At 52.6% G+C, this 15,235-nt stretch carries 13 protein-coding genes; 3 read left to right on the top strand and 10 right to left on the bottom strand.

All coding sequences use genetic code 11. The annotated features are described in order from the left end of the window. Positions 1-2: 2 nt before the first annotated feature. The gene (locus tag C1192_RS00545; RefSeq protein WP_000568147.1) at positions 3-464 is read right to left on the bottom strand and encodes a GNAT family N-acetyltransferase; all 462 of its coding nucleotides are present in this window, start codon (positions 462-464) and stop codon (positions 3-5) included. 64 nt (positions 465-528) lie between these two features. On the opposite strand from C1192_RS00545, the gene rbn reads away from it, so the two are divergent. Next, positions 529-1,446: a ribonuclease BN gene (rbn, locus tag C1192_RS00540; RefSeq protein ID WP_000420121.1), complete on the top strand. Its 918-nt coding sequence runs from the start codon at positions 529-531 to the stop codon at positions 1,444-1,446. Positions 1,447-1,567: 121 nt separating this feature from the next. Here rbn and C1192_RS00535 read toward each other — a convergent pair whose 3' ends face one another. Beyond that, positions 1,568-3,331, bottom strand: a complete 1,764-nt coding sequence (locus tag C1192_RS00535) for a vWA domain-containing protein (protein WP_038355039.1) — start codon at positions 3,329-3,331, stop codon at positions 1,568-1,570. 137 nt (positions 3,332-3,468) lie between these two features. On the opposite strand from C1192_RS00535, the gene C1192_RS00530 reads away from it, so the two are divergent. Both C1192_RS00530 and C1192_RS00525 read left to right on the top strand, forming a co-directional pair. After that, positions 3,469-4,440, top strand: a complete 972-nt coding sequence (locus C1192_RS00530; RefSeq protein WP_001516775.1) for a M28 family metallopeptidase — start codon at positions 3,469-3,471, stop codon at positions 4,438-4,440. A 101-nt stretch (positions 4,441-4,541) separates the two neighbouring features. Next, on the top strand, positions 4,542-5,045 hold the full coding sequence (locus tag C1192_RS00525) for a YfbM family protein (protein ID WP_000525379.1): 504 nt from the start codon (positions 4,542-4,544) through the stop codon (positions 5,043-5,045). A gap of 68 nt (positions 5,046-5,113) precedes the next feature. Here the strand turns inward: C1192_RS00525 and nuoN are convergent, their stop codons facing one another. The 8 genes from nuoN to nuoG all read right to left on the bottom strand — a co-directional run bounded on the left by nuoN (position 5,114) and on the right by nuoG (position 15,231). Then, positions 5,114-6,571: an NADH-quinone oxidoreductase subunit NuoN gene (gene nuoN, locus C1192_RS00520; RefSeq protein WP_038355038.1), complete on the bottom strand. Its 1,458-nt coding sequence runs from the start codon at positions 6,569-6,571 to the stop codon at positions 5,114-5,116. 6 nt (positions 6,572-6,577) lie between these two features. Then, on the bottom strand, positions 6,578-8,107 hold the full coding sequence (nuoM, locus tag C1192_RS00515; RefSeq protein WP_001516777.1) for an NADH-quinone oxidoreductase subunit M: 1,530 nt from the start codon (positions 8,105-8,107) through the stop codon (positions 6,578-6,580). 163 nt (positions 8,108-8,270) lie between these two features. Next, the gene (nuoL, locus tag C1192_RS00510) at positions 8,271-10,112 is read right to left on the bottom strand and encodes an NADH-quinone oxidoreductase subunit L (RefSeq protein ID WP_001516778.1); all 1,842 of its coding nucleotides are present in this window, start codon (positions 10,110-10,112) and stop codon (positions 8,271-8,273) included. Further along, complete coding sequence (nuoK, locus tag C1192_RS00505; RefSeq protein ID WP_000612644.1) at positions 10,109-10,411, bottom strand: NADH-quinone oxidoreductase subunit NuoK; 303 nt, start codon at positions 10,409-10,411, stop codon at positions 10,109-10,111. The genes nuoL and nuoK overlap by 4 nt, the downstream gene beginning before the upstream one ends. After that, positions 10,408-10,962: an NADH-quinone oxidoreductase subunit J gene (gene nuoJ / locus C1192_RS00500; RefSeq protein ID WP_000393511.1), complete on the bottom strand. Its 555-nt coding sequence runs from the start codon at positions 10,960-10,962 to the stop codon at positions 10,408-10,410. The genes nuoK and nuoJ overlap by 4 nt, the downstream gene beginning before the upstream one ends. Positions 10,963-10,973: 11 nt before the next feature. After that, complete coding sequence (gene nuoI, locus C1192_RS00495) at positions 10,974-11,516, bottom strand: NADH-quinone oxidoreductase subunit NuoI (protein WP_000172749.1); 543 nt, start codon at positions 11,514-11,516, stop codon at positions 10,974-10,976. A 14-nt stretch (positions 11,517-11,530) separates the two neighbouring features. After that, complete coding sequence (gene nuoH / locus C1192_RS00490; RefSeq protein ID WP_000220077.1) at positions 11,531-12,508, bottom strand: NADH-quinone oxidoreductase subunit NuoH; 978 nt, start codon at positions 12,506-12,508, stop codon at positions 11,531-11,533. After that, positions 12,505-15,231: an NADH-quinone oxidoreductase subunit NuoG gene (gene nuoG, locus C1192_RS00485; protein ID WP_001516779.1), complete on the bottom strand. Its 2,727-nt coding sequence runs from the start codon at positions 15,229-15,231 to the stop codon at positions 12,505-12,507. The genes nuoH and nuoG overlap by 4 nt, the downstream gene beginning before the upstream one ends. Positions 15,232-15,235: the final 4 nt, after the last annotated feature.

Here is a 15,235-nt window from a genome sequence, read left to right as displayed (position 1 = left end):
AATCACGCCTGATTAACCTCGCGCGCCATCCCGATATGCGGAATACCATCTTCCTCATAAATATCGGTCACTGGAATGAAACCAAATTGCTCATAAAAGTTTTGTAAGTGCGCCTGCGCCCCCAGATAAATCGCCTTGTCCGGCCAGTGGCGCGTACATGATTCCAGCGCCTTGCTCATCAATTGCTGACCGATTTTTTCGCCGCGTAAGGCTTCGCTGACAATCACCCGACCAATCACCACCGGTTCGAGATCATCATCACTTTTCAGGATCCTCGCATACGCCACCAGTGTCCCGTGATGCCAGCCGAGAAGATGGCGATTTTCTCCTACCAAATCATCACCGTCGATATCCTGATAAGGGCAGTTTTGCTCCACCACAAATACCGCGCAGCGTAGTTGTAATAAGGCATAAAGCTGAGAAACAGATAAATCAGAATGATGCAGATCTTGCCAGTCGATCATGGAAGGCTCCTTTGTTCTGTTTGCTTTATACTAGCTGGAATATTTTCAGCAGCGTGATGAACTCATGGAATTAATTTTTTTAGGTACTTCAGCGGGGGTTCCGACCCGAACACGGAATGTCACGGCAATATTGCTTAATCTGCAACATCCAACGCGAGCCGGGCTTTGGTTATTTGACTGCGGTGAAGGTACACAACACCAGATGTTGCACACAGCATTTAACCCCGGAAAACTGGACAGGATTTTTATAAGCCATTTACATGGCGATCATCTCTTTGGCTTGCCTGGGTTGCTATGCAGTCGTTCCATGTCAGGCATTGTGCAACCCTTAACCATTTATGGTCCGCAAGGTATCCGTGAATTTGTTGAGACAGCGTTACGCATTAGTGGCTCGTGGACTGATTATCCACTGGAGATTATTGAAATTAGTGCAGGCGAAATTCTTGATGATGGCTTGCGTAAAGTGACAGCTTATCCGATGGAACATCCGCTGGAATGTTACGGCTATCGTATTGAAGAACATGATAAACCTGGCGCGCTGAACGCCCGGGCGTTAAAAGATGCCGGTGTACAACCCGGTCCGTTGTTTCAGGATTTGAAAAAAGGCAAAACAGTCACGCTGGAAGACGGTCGGCAGATTAACGGCGCTGATTATTTAGACGCGCCTACACCGGGTAAATCAATCGCCATTTTCGGTGATACCGGCCCTTGCGATGCCGCAATCGACCTTGCTAAAGGTGTCGACATAATGGTTCACGAAGCGACGCTGGATATGGCGATGGAGGCCAAAGCCAACAGTCGCGGCCACAGCTCCACACGCCAGGCGGCGGCACTGGCCCGTGAAGCTGGTGTCGGTAAACTAATCATTACCCATGTTAGTTCGCGCTATGATGATAAAGGCTGTCAGCACTTGTTACACGAATGTCGGTCGATTTTCCCGGCAACCGAACTGGCGAGCGATTTCGCGGTGTTTAGCATTTAAGTCGAAAGCGGTGGTTAGTTGGCAGATTAATTTAATGATGCCAACGCACTTATTTGACGTATTTTTCATCTGTTTGCCGAATACGCTTGATGTCGATATCCGGCAAACAGATTTATCATTTTTAGTTTTGTGAATTGTCCAGACCTTCCGCCAGCCCAATCAGGCGAATAAATTCCGCTCTGTAGCCTTGTTGATCCGGTCCTTTCGCTTGCCGCGCCCACTGTTCGATCTGCTGCCAGGATGTATTATTCAGGTATTCAGAACCGCGCAATTTTTGCCCAAACGCAGCGACTGCTGCGCGAAAACGCATATCTTCTGAAGGTGCGTTTATTGTGGGTGCCAACGGGAATTCAACTAACTGACTTTCTTTTCCCTGCGGGTATTTCCAACGAATCTTTAACCAGGCCAGTTCTTTCGCTTTATCTGATTTCGCTGATTTGTTATCCGGGGCATAGCGTAACTTATCAATTGATGCTTTTTGCCCATTCAGCGTTAATTCGAATAACAACGTTATATGTTTACCTGCGCCAATATCCCCCGCATCAACGTTGTCGTTATTAAAATCCTCCGCCCGAAGTTGGCGCTTTTCATAACCAATCTGACGGTATTCCGTTACCCACGCGGGGTTAAACTCTATTTGCGCTTTGACATCTTTTGCTACGGTAATCAACGTCTGCCGCATTTCACTGTTCAACACTTTCTGCGCTTCAGAGAGGGTATCAATGTAGCTGTAGTTGCCGTTACCAACATCGGCAATTCGCACCATCATTGCCTCGTTGTAATTGTCATCCCCCACGCCAAGCGTCGAAAGAGTAACACCGGACTCCCGCTGTTTTTTGACCATTGATTCAATCGATTTTGGATCGTCAATACCAACGTTAAAGTCACCGTCAGTGGCCAATAAAATGCGATTGATGCCGCCCTTAATAAACCCCTTCGCCGCCTGCTGATAAGCCAGTTCCAGCCCGGCACCGCCATTGGTACTGCCTTCCGCATCCAGCGAATCAATCGCGGCATTAATTTCTGACTTGTGATTCCCTGAGGTAGAAGGCAACGCAATACGGGAGTCGCCAGCGTAGGTTACGATGGCAATGTTATCCTGCTCACGAAGTTCTTTGACCAATAATTTCAACGAAGACTGAATAAGTGGCAAACGTTCACTAGAAATCATTGAACCAGAAGTGTCGATAAGAAAGACCAGATTAGAAGCTGGTAACTCTTCACTTTTGCGATCTTTCGCCAGGATATCAACTTTCAGCAATGTTCGCTGCTCATTCCAGGGCGCAGATGCCAGTTCGTAGCGCATAGCGAAAGGTATTGGCTTAGTGGCGGGAACAGGCTCTTTATTATTGCTTTTATCATTAATAACCCAGTCTGACGGAAAATAATTGACCATCTCCTCCACTCGCACAGAGTCTGGCGGAGGTAACAGCCCTTGATTGAGGAAACGCCGTACATTTGCATAGCTGCCGGTGTCGACGTCAAGGCTAAACGTCGCCAACGGGTTTTGCGCTACCTGCTTAACCGGATTATCATCGAACTGCTGGTAGCGAGCTGTTCCTGGATTTGCGATACGTGTAGCTTTTGCTTTAGCCGCTCTTTCAAATGTTGGCGCTTCCTGCAATCGCCCCTGCAAAGCCTGTTTGTCTGAGGATTGTTGCGCTTCATGCTGGGCTAAGGTTTTTGCTTTCGCGTCTGCAGCGGCTTTAGCGGCGGCGGCTCTTTGCTCCGCCACTTTTGTTGCCGCTTGTTGCGCGGCAAGTACTTGCTGGTCTGTGGGTGTAGTAGATTGTTGTTGCTGACTTTCCTTATCATCAGATTCCGGCCCACATCCTGACAAAATCAAACTACTAATAAGCAACATGATTATATTTTTATTTCGCATATAAAATCCTTTTAAATAAACTCAGCTACCAGACATAAAATAGACTCTTTGTATAATCCGACCAATCTTAATAAAATACAATCCCGAAACCCATAACAAATAATGATTCAACAACAAAAACCATTAATAATTTGTATATGAAAAAAATAACTTTTCCCTTTTTTATATTGTTCTTGCTTTCACTTCCTCTAATTGTTTTTTATCAACCTTGGGTCAATGCATTACCGCCAACTCCCCGGCACGCAAGTCCCGAGCAATTAGAAAAAACAGTTCGTTACTTTACACAAACTGTGCATCCACGTAGTGCTGACAATATTGATAATCTGAATAGATCCGCAGAGTATATAAAAGAGGTCTTTGTCAGTAGCGGTGCCAGAGTTACCGTGCAGGACGTCCCCATTACTGGTGGCCCCTACAAAAACATTGTTGCTGATTACGGTCCTGCCGATGGATCGCTGATTATTATTGGGGCGCACTATGATTCCGCAACCAGTTATGAAAACGACCAATTAATCTATACGCCAGGCGCGGATGATAACGCCAGCGGCGTCGCCGGACTACTGGAGCTGGCACGTTTGTTACAGCAGCAAGCGCCGAAAACAGGCGTTCAACTAGTCGCCTATGCGTCGGAAGAACCGCCCTTCTTTCGTAGCGATGAAATGGGGAGCGCGGTACACGCCGCTTCGCTTGAGCGTCCGGTGAAATTAATGATAGCGCTGGAGATGATTGGTTATTACGACTCCGCATCCGGGAGTCAGGATTACCCTTACTCTGTCATGTCCTGGCTTTATCCCGACCGTGGTGATTTTATTGCAGTGGTTGGCAGAATGCAGGATATCAGCGCTGTGCGTCAGGTAAAATCTGCGTTGTTATCAGCAACAGAGTTGCCTGTTTATTCTATTAACGCACCGGGATTTATTCCCGGTATCGATTTCTCCGACCATCTCAATTACTGGCAGCAAGATATTCCTGCCGTCATGATTACAGACACTGCGTTTTATCGAAATAAACAATATCACCAGTCTGGCGATACTGCAGACAGACTCAATTACCAGAAAATGGCGCAGGTAATTGATGGCGTTATTAGTTTGTTGCATAACAGTAAATAATAAAAATTTCTCGAGGCAGCTCCAGAAAAATGACTGCTGTAATTTTATTTTGTGGCATCTGATTTAAGATGCGAAAAATGAAATTCAACGGAGGAAAACAAATGGGAATGATTGGTTATTTTGCGGAAATTAATTCAGAAAAGGTTAACCAACTGCTTGAGTCTACTGAAAAACCTTTGATGGACAATATTCACGACACGCTTTCAGGTTTACGCCGACTGGATATTGATAAGCGCTGGGATTTTTTACATTTTGGCCTGACAGGTACCTCTGCTTTTGATCCCGCGAAGAATGACCCGCTAAGTCGTGCCGTGCTTGGTGAACACAGCCTCGAAGATGGCATAGATGGTTTCCTGGGATTGACCTGGAATCAGGAGTTAGCCGCGACAATCGACCGCCTGGAAGCTCTGGATCGAAGTGAGCTGCGTAAACAGTTTTCCATTAAGCGACTCAATGAAATGGAGATTTATCCGGGAGTGACCTTTTCAGAAGAGTTAGAGGGGCAACTCTTTGCGTCGATCATGCTTGATATGGAGAAGTTGATTAGCGCGTATCGACGTATGCTGCGACAAGGGAATCATGCGCTGACGGTTATTGTTGGGTGATGGTGTCAAAGGCACCATAAAAAAACCGCCGAACATGTCGGCGGCTTTCTGACTTACGAACTGACTGCTTACATCAGCGGCATTGCCAAACGTACAATGCTAATCAGCGGTTGCGGCCATACACCCAGCACCAGTACCAACAGTGCGGAGATCAGAACCACGATGCCGCCTGCCGTGTACTGCCAGTCTGACGGTGCATCACGGTTTGGCTGTTCTGAACCATGAAGGTACAGGCTCACCGCCACGCGCAGGTAGTAGTAGAGGCCGATTGCCGAACCGACAACCACAGCGCCCACCAGCCACCACAGGTGCGCCTGAACACCAACCGTCAGCACGTAGAACTTACCGATAAAGCCCAGCGTCATCGGGATACCGGCCAGTGACAGCATCATCACCGTCATCACCGCCGCGAGGATCGGACGATGCCAGAACAGTCCGCGGTAAGAGAACAGGGAATCAGCATCCGGGCCACGATACGGGCTGGACATCAGGCTGACCACACCGAACGCGCCGAGGCTGCTGAACAGATAACCGGCGAGGTAAACCCCTACCGCTTCCATCGACATCTCGCCGGTTTGCAGCGCAATCAGTGCCACCAACAGATAACCGAGGTGAGAGATAGACGAGTAACCGAGCAGACGTTTGATATTGGTCTGGCTCAGCGCCATCAGGTTACCGAAGATGATGGAGGCAAAGGCGATAATCGCCAGCACCACGCGAATCGCTTCGCTGTCGCCCACCGGTGCGTAAAGGAACAGACGCATCACCACGCCGAAGATAGCGATTTTGCTCGCCGTCGCCAGGAAGGTGGAAACCGGCGCAGGCGCGCCCTGGTATACGTCTGGTGTCCACAGGTGGAACGGCACCAGAGAAAGTTTGAAGCCGAGGCCGACAATCATCAGGCCAAAACCCGCCAGTAACAGCGGCTCGTTGAGCATACCATCACCGAGGTTTTTACCCAGCGCGACGAACGACAGGTCGCCAGACTGCGCGTACACCAGCGCCATACCGAACAGCAAGAAAGAAGACGCTGCGGCAGAAAGAATGGTGTATTTGATACTGGCTTCCAGCGAACGTTTCTGGCGGAAAGCGTAACCGACCAGGCCAAACAACGGCAGAGAGATCAGTTCGATACCGAGGAACAGAGACGCCAGATGGTTGGCATTCGCCAGCAAGATCCCACCCAAGGCGGCAATTAACACCAACAGGTAGAACTCGTCCTTATTGTCGTTATAACCTTCAAGCCACGGGTAGGCAAAAGTACAGGTGGCGAGGCTCGCCAGAAGTACCAGCCCGGTGTAGAGCATGGCGAAACCATCAACACGCATCAGCGGCGTGACGTCCATAGCGCCCGCCTGGCCAACAAACCAGAGCGAAACCAGTGCCGCGTTAAGCCCAATGACCGACAGCGTGGCGTTGAGGAAGTGATTGCGTCGCCACGCAATGGACAGCATCACAACCACCACCGTCAAGCCGACGATCAGCAACGGTAGCAGTGCGATCAGGTTTTGTGGAGTTATTGTCATGGCGATTTACGGCCTTGTAGTAGTAACGGAATTAACAAACCACTGCTGGATATTGCCAATCGCGGAGTGCGAGGTATCCAGAATCGGCTGCGGCCAGAAGCCCAGCAGTACCAGCAGCACCACCAGCAACAGGATCATAAACAACTCACGCAGCGACATCCCTGGCAGTTCCTGGCTGGCAATCTCGCTTTTCGCCTTACCGAAGTAAGCGCGATGCAGCATTGCCAGCGAATAAACAGACGCAAAGACCAGCCCAAAAGTAGAGATAACGGTAATGACCGGGACGACCTGGAAGCTGCCGAACAGAATCATAAATTCACCGACGAAGTTACCAGTGCCCGGCATCCCAAGCGTTGCCACAGCAAAGAACAGCGACAGTGCTGGCAGCCATTTCATTTTGCTCCACAGACCGCCCATCATGCGCATGTCACGGGTGTGGATACGTTCATAGAGCTGACCGCAGAGAATAAACAGACCCGCCGCCGACAAGCCGTGCGCAATCATCTGAATAACCGCGCCCTGATAGGCCAACTGGCTGCCGGTATAGATAGCAATCAGCACGAAGCCCATGTGGGAAACCGAGGTGTAGGCGATCAGACGTTTGATATCAGTCTGGGCAAAGGCCATCCACGCACCGTAGAAGATGCCGATAACACCCAGCCACATCGCGATTGGCGCAAACTCTGCCGACGCGTTCGGGAACAACGGCAGGGAGAAACGCAGCAGACCGTAAGCGGCGGTTTTCAGCAAGATCCCCGCGAGGTCAACGGAACCGGCAGTCGGTGCCTGGGAGTGGGCATCTGGCAACCAACCGTGCAGTGGAACCACCGGCATTTTCACCGCAAAGGCGATGAAGAAGCCCAGCATCAACAGATATTCCACACCGCTGGACATTGGCGTATTCAGCAGCTCTTCATAGTTGAAGGTCCAGACACCAGTCGCATTGTAGTGAACGAAGACCAGCGCCAGGATAGCGATCAACATCACCAGACCACTCGCCTGGGTGTAGATGAAGAATTTGGTTGCCGCCGTGATACGCGTTTTACCGTCAGAAGCTTTATGCCCCCACAGTGCGATCAGGAAGTACATCGGCACCAGCATCATTTCCCAGAAGAAGAAGAACAGGAACATGTCGATGGCAAGGAACACGCCGATAACACCGCCCAGGATCCACATCAGGTTGAGGTGGAAGAAGCCCTGATATTTTTCGATCTCATTCCACGAGCAAAGTACCGCCAGCACGCCGAGCAGACCTGTCAGCACGACCATCAGCAACGACAGACCATCAATGGCGAGGTGAATAGAGATTCCAAAACGCGGGATCCACGGCATGTCGAATTCAGACTGCCACTGCGGAATTCCGGCGGATTGCGTCAGTGAATAACCGCCCTGCAACCACAGTTGCAGCGACAGCGCCAGCGTCAATCCCATGGTGATTAGCGCGATCCAGCGCGGCACCTTTACGCCAAAGCGTTCGGTCTGCCAGCACAGGAAGCCGCCAATAAAGGGAATTAATATTAGCCAGGGTAGTAACATGGCGATCTTTATTCCTTGTAAAAGTCCCGTCAGGACCGGATTTTCAACGAATTCTCACGACAGAAAATTCACTTCGGATTGGGGGAGTGTCGGATGCGCCGCTGTAGTGGCTTATCCGACCTACGTTCTTATATGCCCGAGGGCAAATCCCACAATCCTTAACTCAACGCAGTACCATCAACAGTGCCAGCACCACGACCGCACCGATGCTCATGGATGCCACATACCAGCGCAGGTAGCCGTTCTCACTGAGCAACAGACCTTTACCCGCAAAGCGCGAGAGGATCGCCGGGATGTTCATCATTGAGTTCAGCGGATCGCGTTTCAGCAACCAGGCGATCCCCAGGAACGGTTTGACGAACACTTTGTCGTACAGCCAGTCAAAGCCCCAGGCGTTGTACCACCAGGTCCCCAGCAGACGACCCGGTGCACTGTTGGCGATAGAAGTCACCAGAGTACGTTTACCCAGCCACAGCCAGGCTGCCAGCAAAATGCCAACAACCGCAACCACGCCAGAGGTAATTTCCAGGGTCAACATACTGCCGTGTGCCAGCTCCGTGGTTTGCGGAAGCACGCCCTGCAGCGGCGGTACAATCAGTGCGCCAACGAAGGTGGAAAGGATCAGCAGCACAATCAGCGGCAGGCTGTGGGTGATCCCTTTCACGGCGTGAGCGTGAATTTGTTCTTTTCCGTGGAAGACGATGAAAATCATACGGAAGGTGTAGAGCGAGGTCATAAACGCACCGACCAGACCAGCCACCATCAGATTGATATGACCATTCGCCATCGCACCCGCGAGGATCTCATCCTTACTGAAGAAGCCCGCAGTGACCAGCGGCAGTGCCGACAGCGCCGCGCCGCCCACCAGGAAGCAGAGATAAACCAGCGGAATAGATTTACGCAGACCGCCCATCTTGAAGATGTTCTGTTCGTGATGACAGGCCAGAATGACAGAACCGGATGCCAGGAACAGCAGCGCTTTAAAGAATGCGTGGGTCATCAAGTGGAAAATCGCCGCATCCCATGCCTGCACGCCAAGCGCGAGGAACATGTAGCCAATCTGACTCATGGTGGAGTAAGCGAGAACACGTTTGATGTCGGTCTGTACCAGCGCAGCAAAACCAGCCAGCAGCAAGGTAACCGCCCCGACAATACCCACCAGATGCAGAACTTCCGGGGTCATCAGGAACAGGCCGTGGGTACGGGCGATCAGGTAAACACCTGCGGTTACCATGGTTGCGGCGTGGATCAGCGCAGAGACAGGCGTCGGGCCAGCCATCGCGTCGGCAAGCCATGTCTGCAACGGCAACTGCGCAGATTTACCAACCGCACCACCCAGCAGCATCAGCGTCGCCCACATCAGCATGTTATTGCCGTCTGCAAAGTGCGCCGGTGCCAGTTCCACCATTTCGCGGAAGTTCAGCGTGCCCAGTTCGTTGTAGAGAATGAACAGCGCGAAAGCGAGGAACACGTCACCGACACGGGTCACGACAAACGCTTTCATTGCCGCGGCACCATTCTTCGGATCGGTGTAATAGAAACCGATCAGCAGATAGGAGCACAGGCCCACGCCTTCCCAGCCGAGGTACATCAGCAGCAGGTTGTCGGCCAGAACCAGAACCACCATGCTGGCAATGAACAGGTTGGTGTAAGCGAAGAAGCGAGAGTAGCCCTCTTCACCACGCATATACCAGGAGGCGTACATGTGGATCAGGAAACCCACACCGGTGACCACTGAGAGCATGGTCAGTGACAGGCCGTCCAGCACCAGGTTGAAACCGATGTTAAAGTCGCCTACCGACATCCACGTCCACAGCGGCTGGCTGTAAGCCTGCTCACCGTTAGCGAAGAAATCGACGCCGATAAAAGCAGTCACCAGCGCAGCCAGGCCCACAGAGCCAACGCCAACGATCGCTGAGACATTTTCAGACCAGCGTCCGCGAGAGAACGCCAGCAGAATGAAGCCAATTAATGGCAAAATAATGGTTAAGGCAAGCATGTTCATCCGCGCATCTCACTTACTGAATCGATGTTCAGGTTCTGGCGACGACGGTGAAGTTGCAGCAGCAGCGCAAGACCGATACTCGCTTCCGCCGCCGCGAGGCTGATGGCAAGAATGTACATCACCTGACCGTCGGTCTGGCCCCAGTAGCTCCCGGCGACCACAAAGGCCAGCGCGGAGGCGTTAATCATGATTTCCAGACCAATCAGCATAAACAGCAGATTGCGACGGATAACCAGACCGGTTAAGCCAAGAACGAACAAGATTGCCGCGAGGATCAGTCCATGTTGTAAGGGGATCATGCGTGCTCCTCCGTTTTTCTTTTCGCGCTGTCGTCTTTGCGATTGCTCAGCACTTCACCCGCACGCTCTTCGCGACCGACGTGGAAGGCCACAACCAGACCGGCCAGCAGCAGCATAGAGGCCAGTTCAACCGCCAGCACGTAAGGCCCAAACAGCGTAATACCCACTGCTTTGGCGCTGATTGGCGTACCATCGATACCCTGATCGTTAACACCGAGAATGGCGTAAACAATCACCACCAGCATGATGGCCGACAAAATTGCCGGACCAATCCACACCTGCGGTTTCAGCCACTGGCGTTCCTGTTCGATTTCCGAACCGCCCAGGTTGAGCATCATCACCACGAACACGAACAGCACCATAATGGCACCCGCGTAGACAATAATTTCCAGCGCACCGGCAAAGTAAGCGCCCAATGAGAAGAACACCCCGGAAATCGCCAGCAGCGAAATAATCAGGTACAGCAGTGCGTGTACCGGATTGGTATGGGTGATCACTCGCAAGGTCGCAAGTATGGCTATCAGGCCACAGATATAAAAAGCGAACTCCATTGCCCCTCTCCTTACGGTAACAGGCTCTTGACGTCGATAGGCTTGGCTTCGTTCTCTGCTTCGCCCTTATCTTTGCCGTCGATTGCCATACCTGCCATCCGGTAGAAGTTATATTCCGGGTATTTGCCCGGACCGGAGATCAGCAGATCCTCTTTCTCGTAAACCAGATCCTGGCGTTTGTATTCCCCCATCTCGAAATCCGGGGTTAACTGAATCGCCGTGGTCGGACAGGCTTCTTCGCACAGACCACAGAAAATGCAGCGTGAGAAGTTGATGCGGAAAAATTCCGGATACCAGCGACCGTCTTTGGTTTCTGCTTTTTGCAGCGAGATACAGCCGACCGGGCAGGCTACTGCGCAGAGGTTACAGGCTACGCAACGCTCTTCGCCGTCCGGATCGCGGGTCAGAACGATACGACCACGATAACGGGGCGGCAGATAGACCGGCTCTTCCGGGTACATTCGCGTTTCGCGCTTGGCGAACGCGTGCAGGCCGATCATCCAGATACTACGAACCTGGGTGCCGAAACCTACTAACAATTCTTTTAAGGTCATGGTCTTAGTGCCCCTTATTGCGCCTGCCAGAGAATGACAGCCGCCGTTACCAGCAAGTTGATCAGCGTCAGCGGCAGGCAGATTTTCCAGCCGAAGGACATTACCTGGTCATAACGCGGACGCGGCAACGACGCACGAATCAAAATGAACATCATCATAAAGAACGCAGTTTTCAGCGCGAACCAGATGAATGGCGGTAACAACGGGCCTTGCCAGCCACCGAAGAACAACGTCACCATCAGTGCGGAGATGGTCACAATCCCGATGTATTCACCCACGAAGAACAGGCCGAATTTCATCCCGGAATATTCAATGTGGTAACCATCCGCCAGTTCCTGCTCGGCTTCCGGCTGGTCAAACGGGTGACGGTGACATACCGCCACGCCCGCGATGGCAAAGGTAATAAAACCAAAGAATTGCGGGATGACGTTCCATACATGCGCCTGGCTGTTAACGATGTCGGTCATGTTGAATGAACCGGCCTGCGCCACCACGCCCATCAGGGAAAGCCCGAGGAACACTTCGTAGCTTAGGGTCTGCGCAGAAGCACGCATCGCACCCAGCAGCGAGTATTTGTTGTTACTTGACCAGCCCGCAAACAGCACTGCGTAAACCGCCAGACCTGCCATCATCAGGAAGAACAAAATCCCGATGTTCAGGTCGGCAACCACCCAACCCGGACTGACTGGCACAATCGCAAAGGCCAGCAGCAACGAGGTAAAGGCGATCATCGGCGCAAGGGTAAAGATGACGCGATCCGAGAATTTCGGGATCCAGTCTTCTTTAAAGAACATTTTGATCATGTCCGCGACCAACTGAAGCGAACCGCCCCAGCCAACACGGTTAGGTCCGTAACGGTTCTGGAACAGCCCCAGCAGACGACGTTCACCAAAGCTCATGAATGCCCCGCAGGTGACAACCACCAGCAAGATCACCACCGCTTTGAGGATGGTCAGCAGGATCTCAATCAGTTCCGGTGATAACCAGGTCATTGTTGTGCCTCCTTGAGATCCTCAAGATGCGCGCCAGCCAGCACCGGGGCAATGCCGGACATGCCCATCGGCAAGCCCACCTGCCCTGCCGTCAGCCCTTCTGCGATTTCAACCGGTAGCGTGACCGTGTTGCCATCGTAACTAAAGGAGACGCGAGTACCCGCATTCACGCCCAACTTCGCGGCATCTGCCGGGTTGAGTTTGATATACGGCTGCGGCATACGGCTCTGGAATACCGGAGCACGCTGTGACAGTTCATCGCTGCCAAACAGATGGTAGTACGGCGCGATACGCCATTTCCCTTCCTGCGGCTGGAAGCGTGCCGGTACGCTGGTGAAGTAATCCAGACCGTTTTCGCTGGCTTCAAACAAACGCACGCCCGGATCGCCAAAGCGCAATTTGCCACCCACTTCGTCCTGGAATTTGTTCCACGCCTGCGGGGAGTTCCAGCCCGGTGCCCAGGCAAACGGCACTTGCGAACGGTGCGCGGTCGGCTGGTTGTTACCTTCCATCGAGAAGGTGAACATGGTGTCGATATCCTGCGGCTGACGCGGTTCATGAACGCTGATATTGGCGCGCATGGCGGTACGACCACTGTAACGGTGCGGCTCACGAGCCAGTTTCTGACCACGAATGCGGAATGTCGCATCCGGCGCGGCATCTTTGATGCCAGCAAGTTCCGGGATCTTCGCCACGACGGCGTCAATCACATGGTCGAGCTGCGTCCAGTCCACTTCTCGACTCAGCAGCGTACTGTGCAGCGAGTGCAACCAGCGCCAGCTTTCCAGCATCACCGTTTTGCTGTCGTAGTAAGACGGATCGTAAACCTGGAAGAAACGTTGAGCACGACCTTCGTTGTTGATCACCGTACCGTCGCTTTCAGCAAAGCTGGCAGCGGAAAGCACCAGATGGGCGTTTTCCATAATCGCCGTGCGCTGATGGTCAACCACCATCACCAGCGGCGCTTTTGCCAGCGCGGCGTTCACGCGGGTCGCGGAAGCGTGACGATGTAGATCGTTTTCCAGCACCACCACTGCATCGGCGCGTCCGGTTTCCAGTTCGGTCAGGGCTTCTTCAAGCGAACCGCCGCCCATAATGCCCAGCCCCATACTGTTTACGGAACGGGCAATCATAGTGATACCTACGTCAGCGCCGCGACCTTTCAGGGCTTTCGCTACGTTAGCTGCAGCCTGAATCACTTCTGTGCTACCGGCGTTAGTGCCGGAGATAATCAACGGTTTCTTCGCACCAGCCAGTGCCTGCACGATGACGTCGATTTTGCTTTGCAGCTCCGGCTCGATACCGTCAACCGCTGGTGCAGAGTTGTCCAGCGCGTGGGCGATGGCAAAACCTAAACGCGCCTGATCTTCAACCGGTGCGCGGTAAGTCCACGCCGCGATGTCATCCAGGCGGGTGTCATCAACGTTAGTAACAAACAGCGGGTGCTTGGCACGTTGGCCAATGTTGAGGATTGCCGCAATCTGCCAGTCAGCCACTTTCTGTGCTGCCGCCATTTCGCGCGCTTTGCCTTTTACTGCCTGACGAACCGCCAGCGCGACGCGTGCCCCGGTCTGTGTAACATCTTCGCCCAGCACCAGTACTGCATCGTAAGATTCGATTTCACGCAGTGCCGGAGTATAAATGCCGCCTTCACGCAGCACTTTCAGCGCCAGTTGCAGACGTTCCTGCTCACCGTGAGCGATACCGGTGTAGAAGTTTTCTTCGCCAACCAGTTCACGCAGCGCAAAGTTGCTTTCCACGCTGGCACGCGGAGAACCGATGCCGATGACTTTCTTCGACTGACGCAGAATATCTGCCGCACCTTGCATCGCCTGCTCGGCGTTGAGGGTGATGAAATCATCGCCACGACGCTGTACCGGCTGACGTGGACGATCCTTCAGGTTGACGTAGCCGTAGCCGAAACGACCACGGTCGCAGAGGAAGTAATGGTTTACCGTACCGTTGTAACGGTTTTCGATACGACGCAGTTCACCATAACGTTCACCCGGGCTGGTGTTACAACCGATGGAACATTGCTGGCAGATACTCGGCGCAAACTGCATATCCCATTTACGGTTATAACGCTCGGAGTGCGTTTTATCGGTGAATACGCCGGTCGGGCAAATTTCCACCAGGTTACCGGAGAACTCGCTTTCCAGGGTGCCGTCTTCCGGGCGACCGAAGTAAACGTTGTCGTGCGCGCCATAAACGCCCAGATCCGTACCGTCAGCGTAATCTTTGTAGTAACGCACGCAGCGGTAGCAGGCGATGCAGCGGTTCATTTCATGAGAGATGAACGGCCCCAGATCCTGATTGCGGTGGGTACGTTTGGTGAAACGGTAGCGACGGAAGGTATGCCCGGTCATCACGGTCATATCCTGAAGATGGCAGTTACCACCTTCTTCACAGACCGGACAGTCGTGCGGATGGTTGGTCATTAACCACTCGACCACACTTTCACGGAACTGTTTCGCTTCTTCGTCGTCAATGGAAATAAAGGTGCCATCGGAAGCCGGTGTCATACAGGACATCACCAGGCGACCACGCGTGTCTTCCGCGTTTTGGTATTGCTTCACCGCACACTGGCGGCAAGCACCGACGCTTCCCAGCGCCGGATGCCAGCAAAAGTAAGGAATATCAAGGCCCAGAGACAGACAAGCTTCCAGCAGGTTGTCCGCTCCGTTGACCTCGTATTCTTTGCCGTCTACATGAATTGTAGCCATTAGC

Source organism: Escherichia marmotae (genome assembly GCF_002900365.1).
Taxonomy (GTDB): domain Bacteria; phylum Pseudomonadota; class Gammaproteobacteria; order Enterobacterales; family Enterobacteriaceae; genus Escherichia; species Escherichia marmotae.
This window is presented reverse-complemented; position numbering and strand designations above follow the sequence as displayed.

Coding starts and splice junctions, on each gene's coding strand:
- C1192_RS00545 (WP_000568147.1), bottom strand. CDS start 464: ATGATCGACTGGCAAGATCTGCATCATTCTGATTTATCTGTTTCTCAG.
- C1192_RS00525 (WP_000525379.1), top strand. CDS start 4,542: ATGGGAATGATTGGTTATTTTGCGGAAATTAATTCAGAAAAGGTTAAC.
- C1192_RS00535 (WP_038355039.1), bottom strand. CDS start 3,331: ATGCGAAATAAAAATATAATCATGTTGCTTATTAGTAGTTTGATTTTG.
- nuoN (WP_038355038.1), bottom strand. CDS start 6,571: ATGACAATAACTCCACAAAACCTGATCGCACTGCTACCGTTGCTGATC.
- nuoK (WP_000612644.1), bottom strand. CDS start 10,411: ATGATCCCCTTACAACATGGACTGATCCTCGCGGCAATCTTGTTCGTT.
- rbn (WP_000420121.1), top strand. CDS start 529: ATGGAATTAATTTTTTTAGGTACTTCAGCGGGGGTTCCGACCCGAACA.
- nuoM (WP_001516777.1), bottom strand. CDS start 8,107: ATGTTACTACCCTGGCTAATATTAATTCCCTTTATTGGCGGCTTCCTG.
- nuoI (WP_000172749.1), bottom strand. CDS start 11,516: ATGACCTTAAAAGAATTGTTAGTAGGTTTCGGCACCCAGGTTCGTAGT.
- C1192_RS00530 (WP_001516775.1), top strand. CDS start 3,469: ATGAAAAAAATAACTTTTCCCTTTTTTATATTGTTCTTGCTTTCACTT.
- nuoG (WP_001516779.1), bottom strand. CDS start 15,231: ATGGCTACAATTCATGTAGACGGCAAAGAATACGAGGTCAACGGAGCG.
- nuoH (WP_000220077.1), bottom strand. CDS start 12,508: ATGACCTGGTTATCACCGGAACTGATTGAGATCCTGCTGACCATCCTC.
- nuoJ (WP_000393511.1), bottom strand. CDS start 10,962: ATGGAGTTCGCTTTTTATATCTGTGGCCTGATAGCCATACTTGCGACC.
- nuoL (WP_001516778.1), bottom strand. CDS start 10,112: ATGAACATGCTTGCCTTAACCATTATTTTGCCATTAATTGGCTTCATT.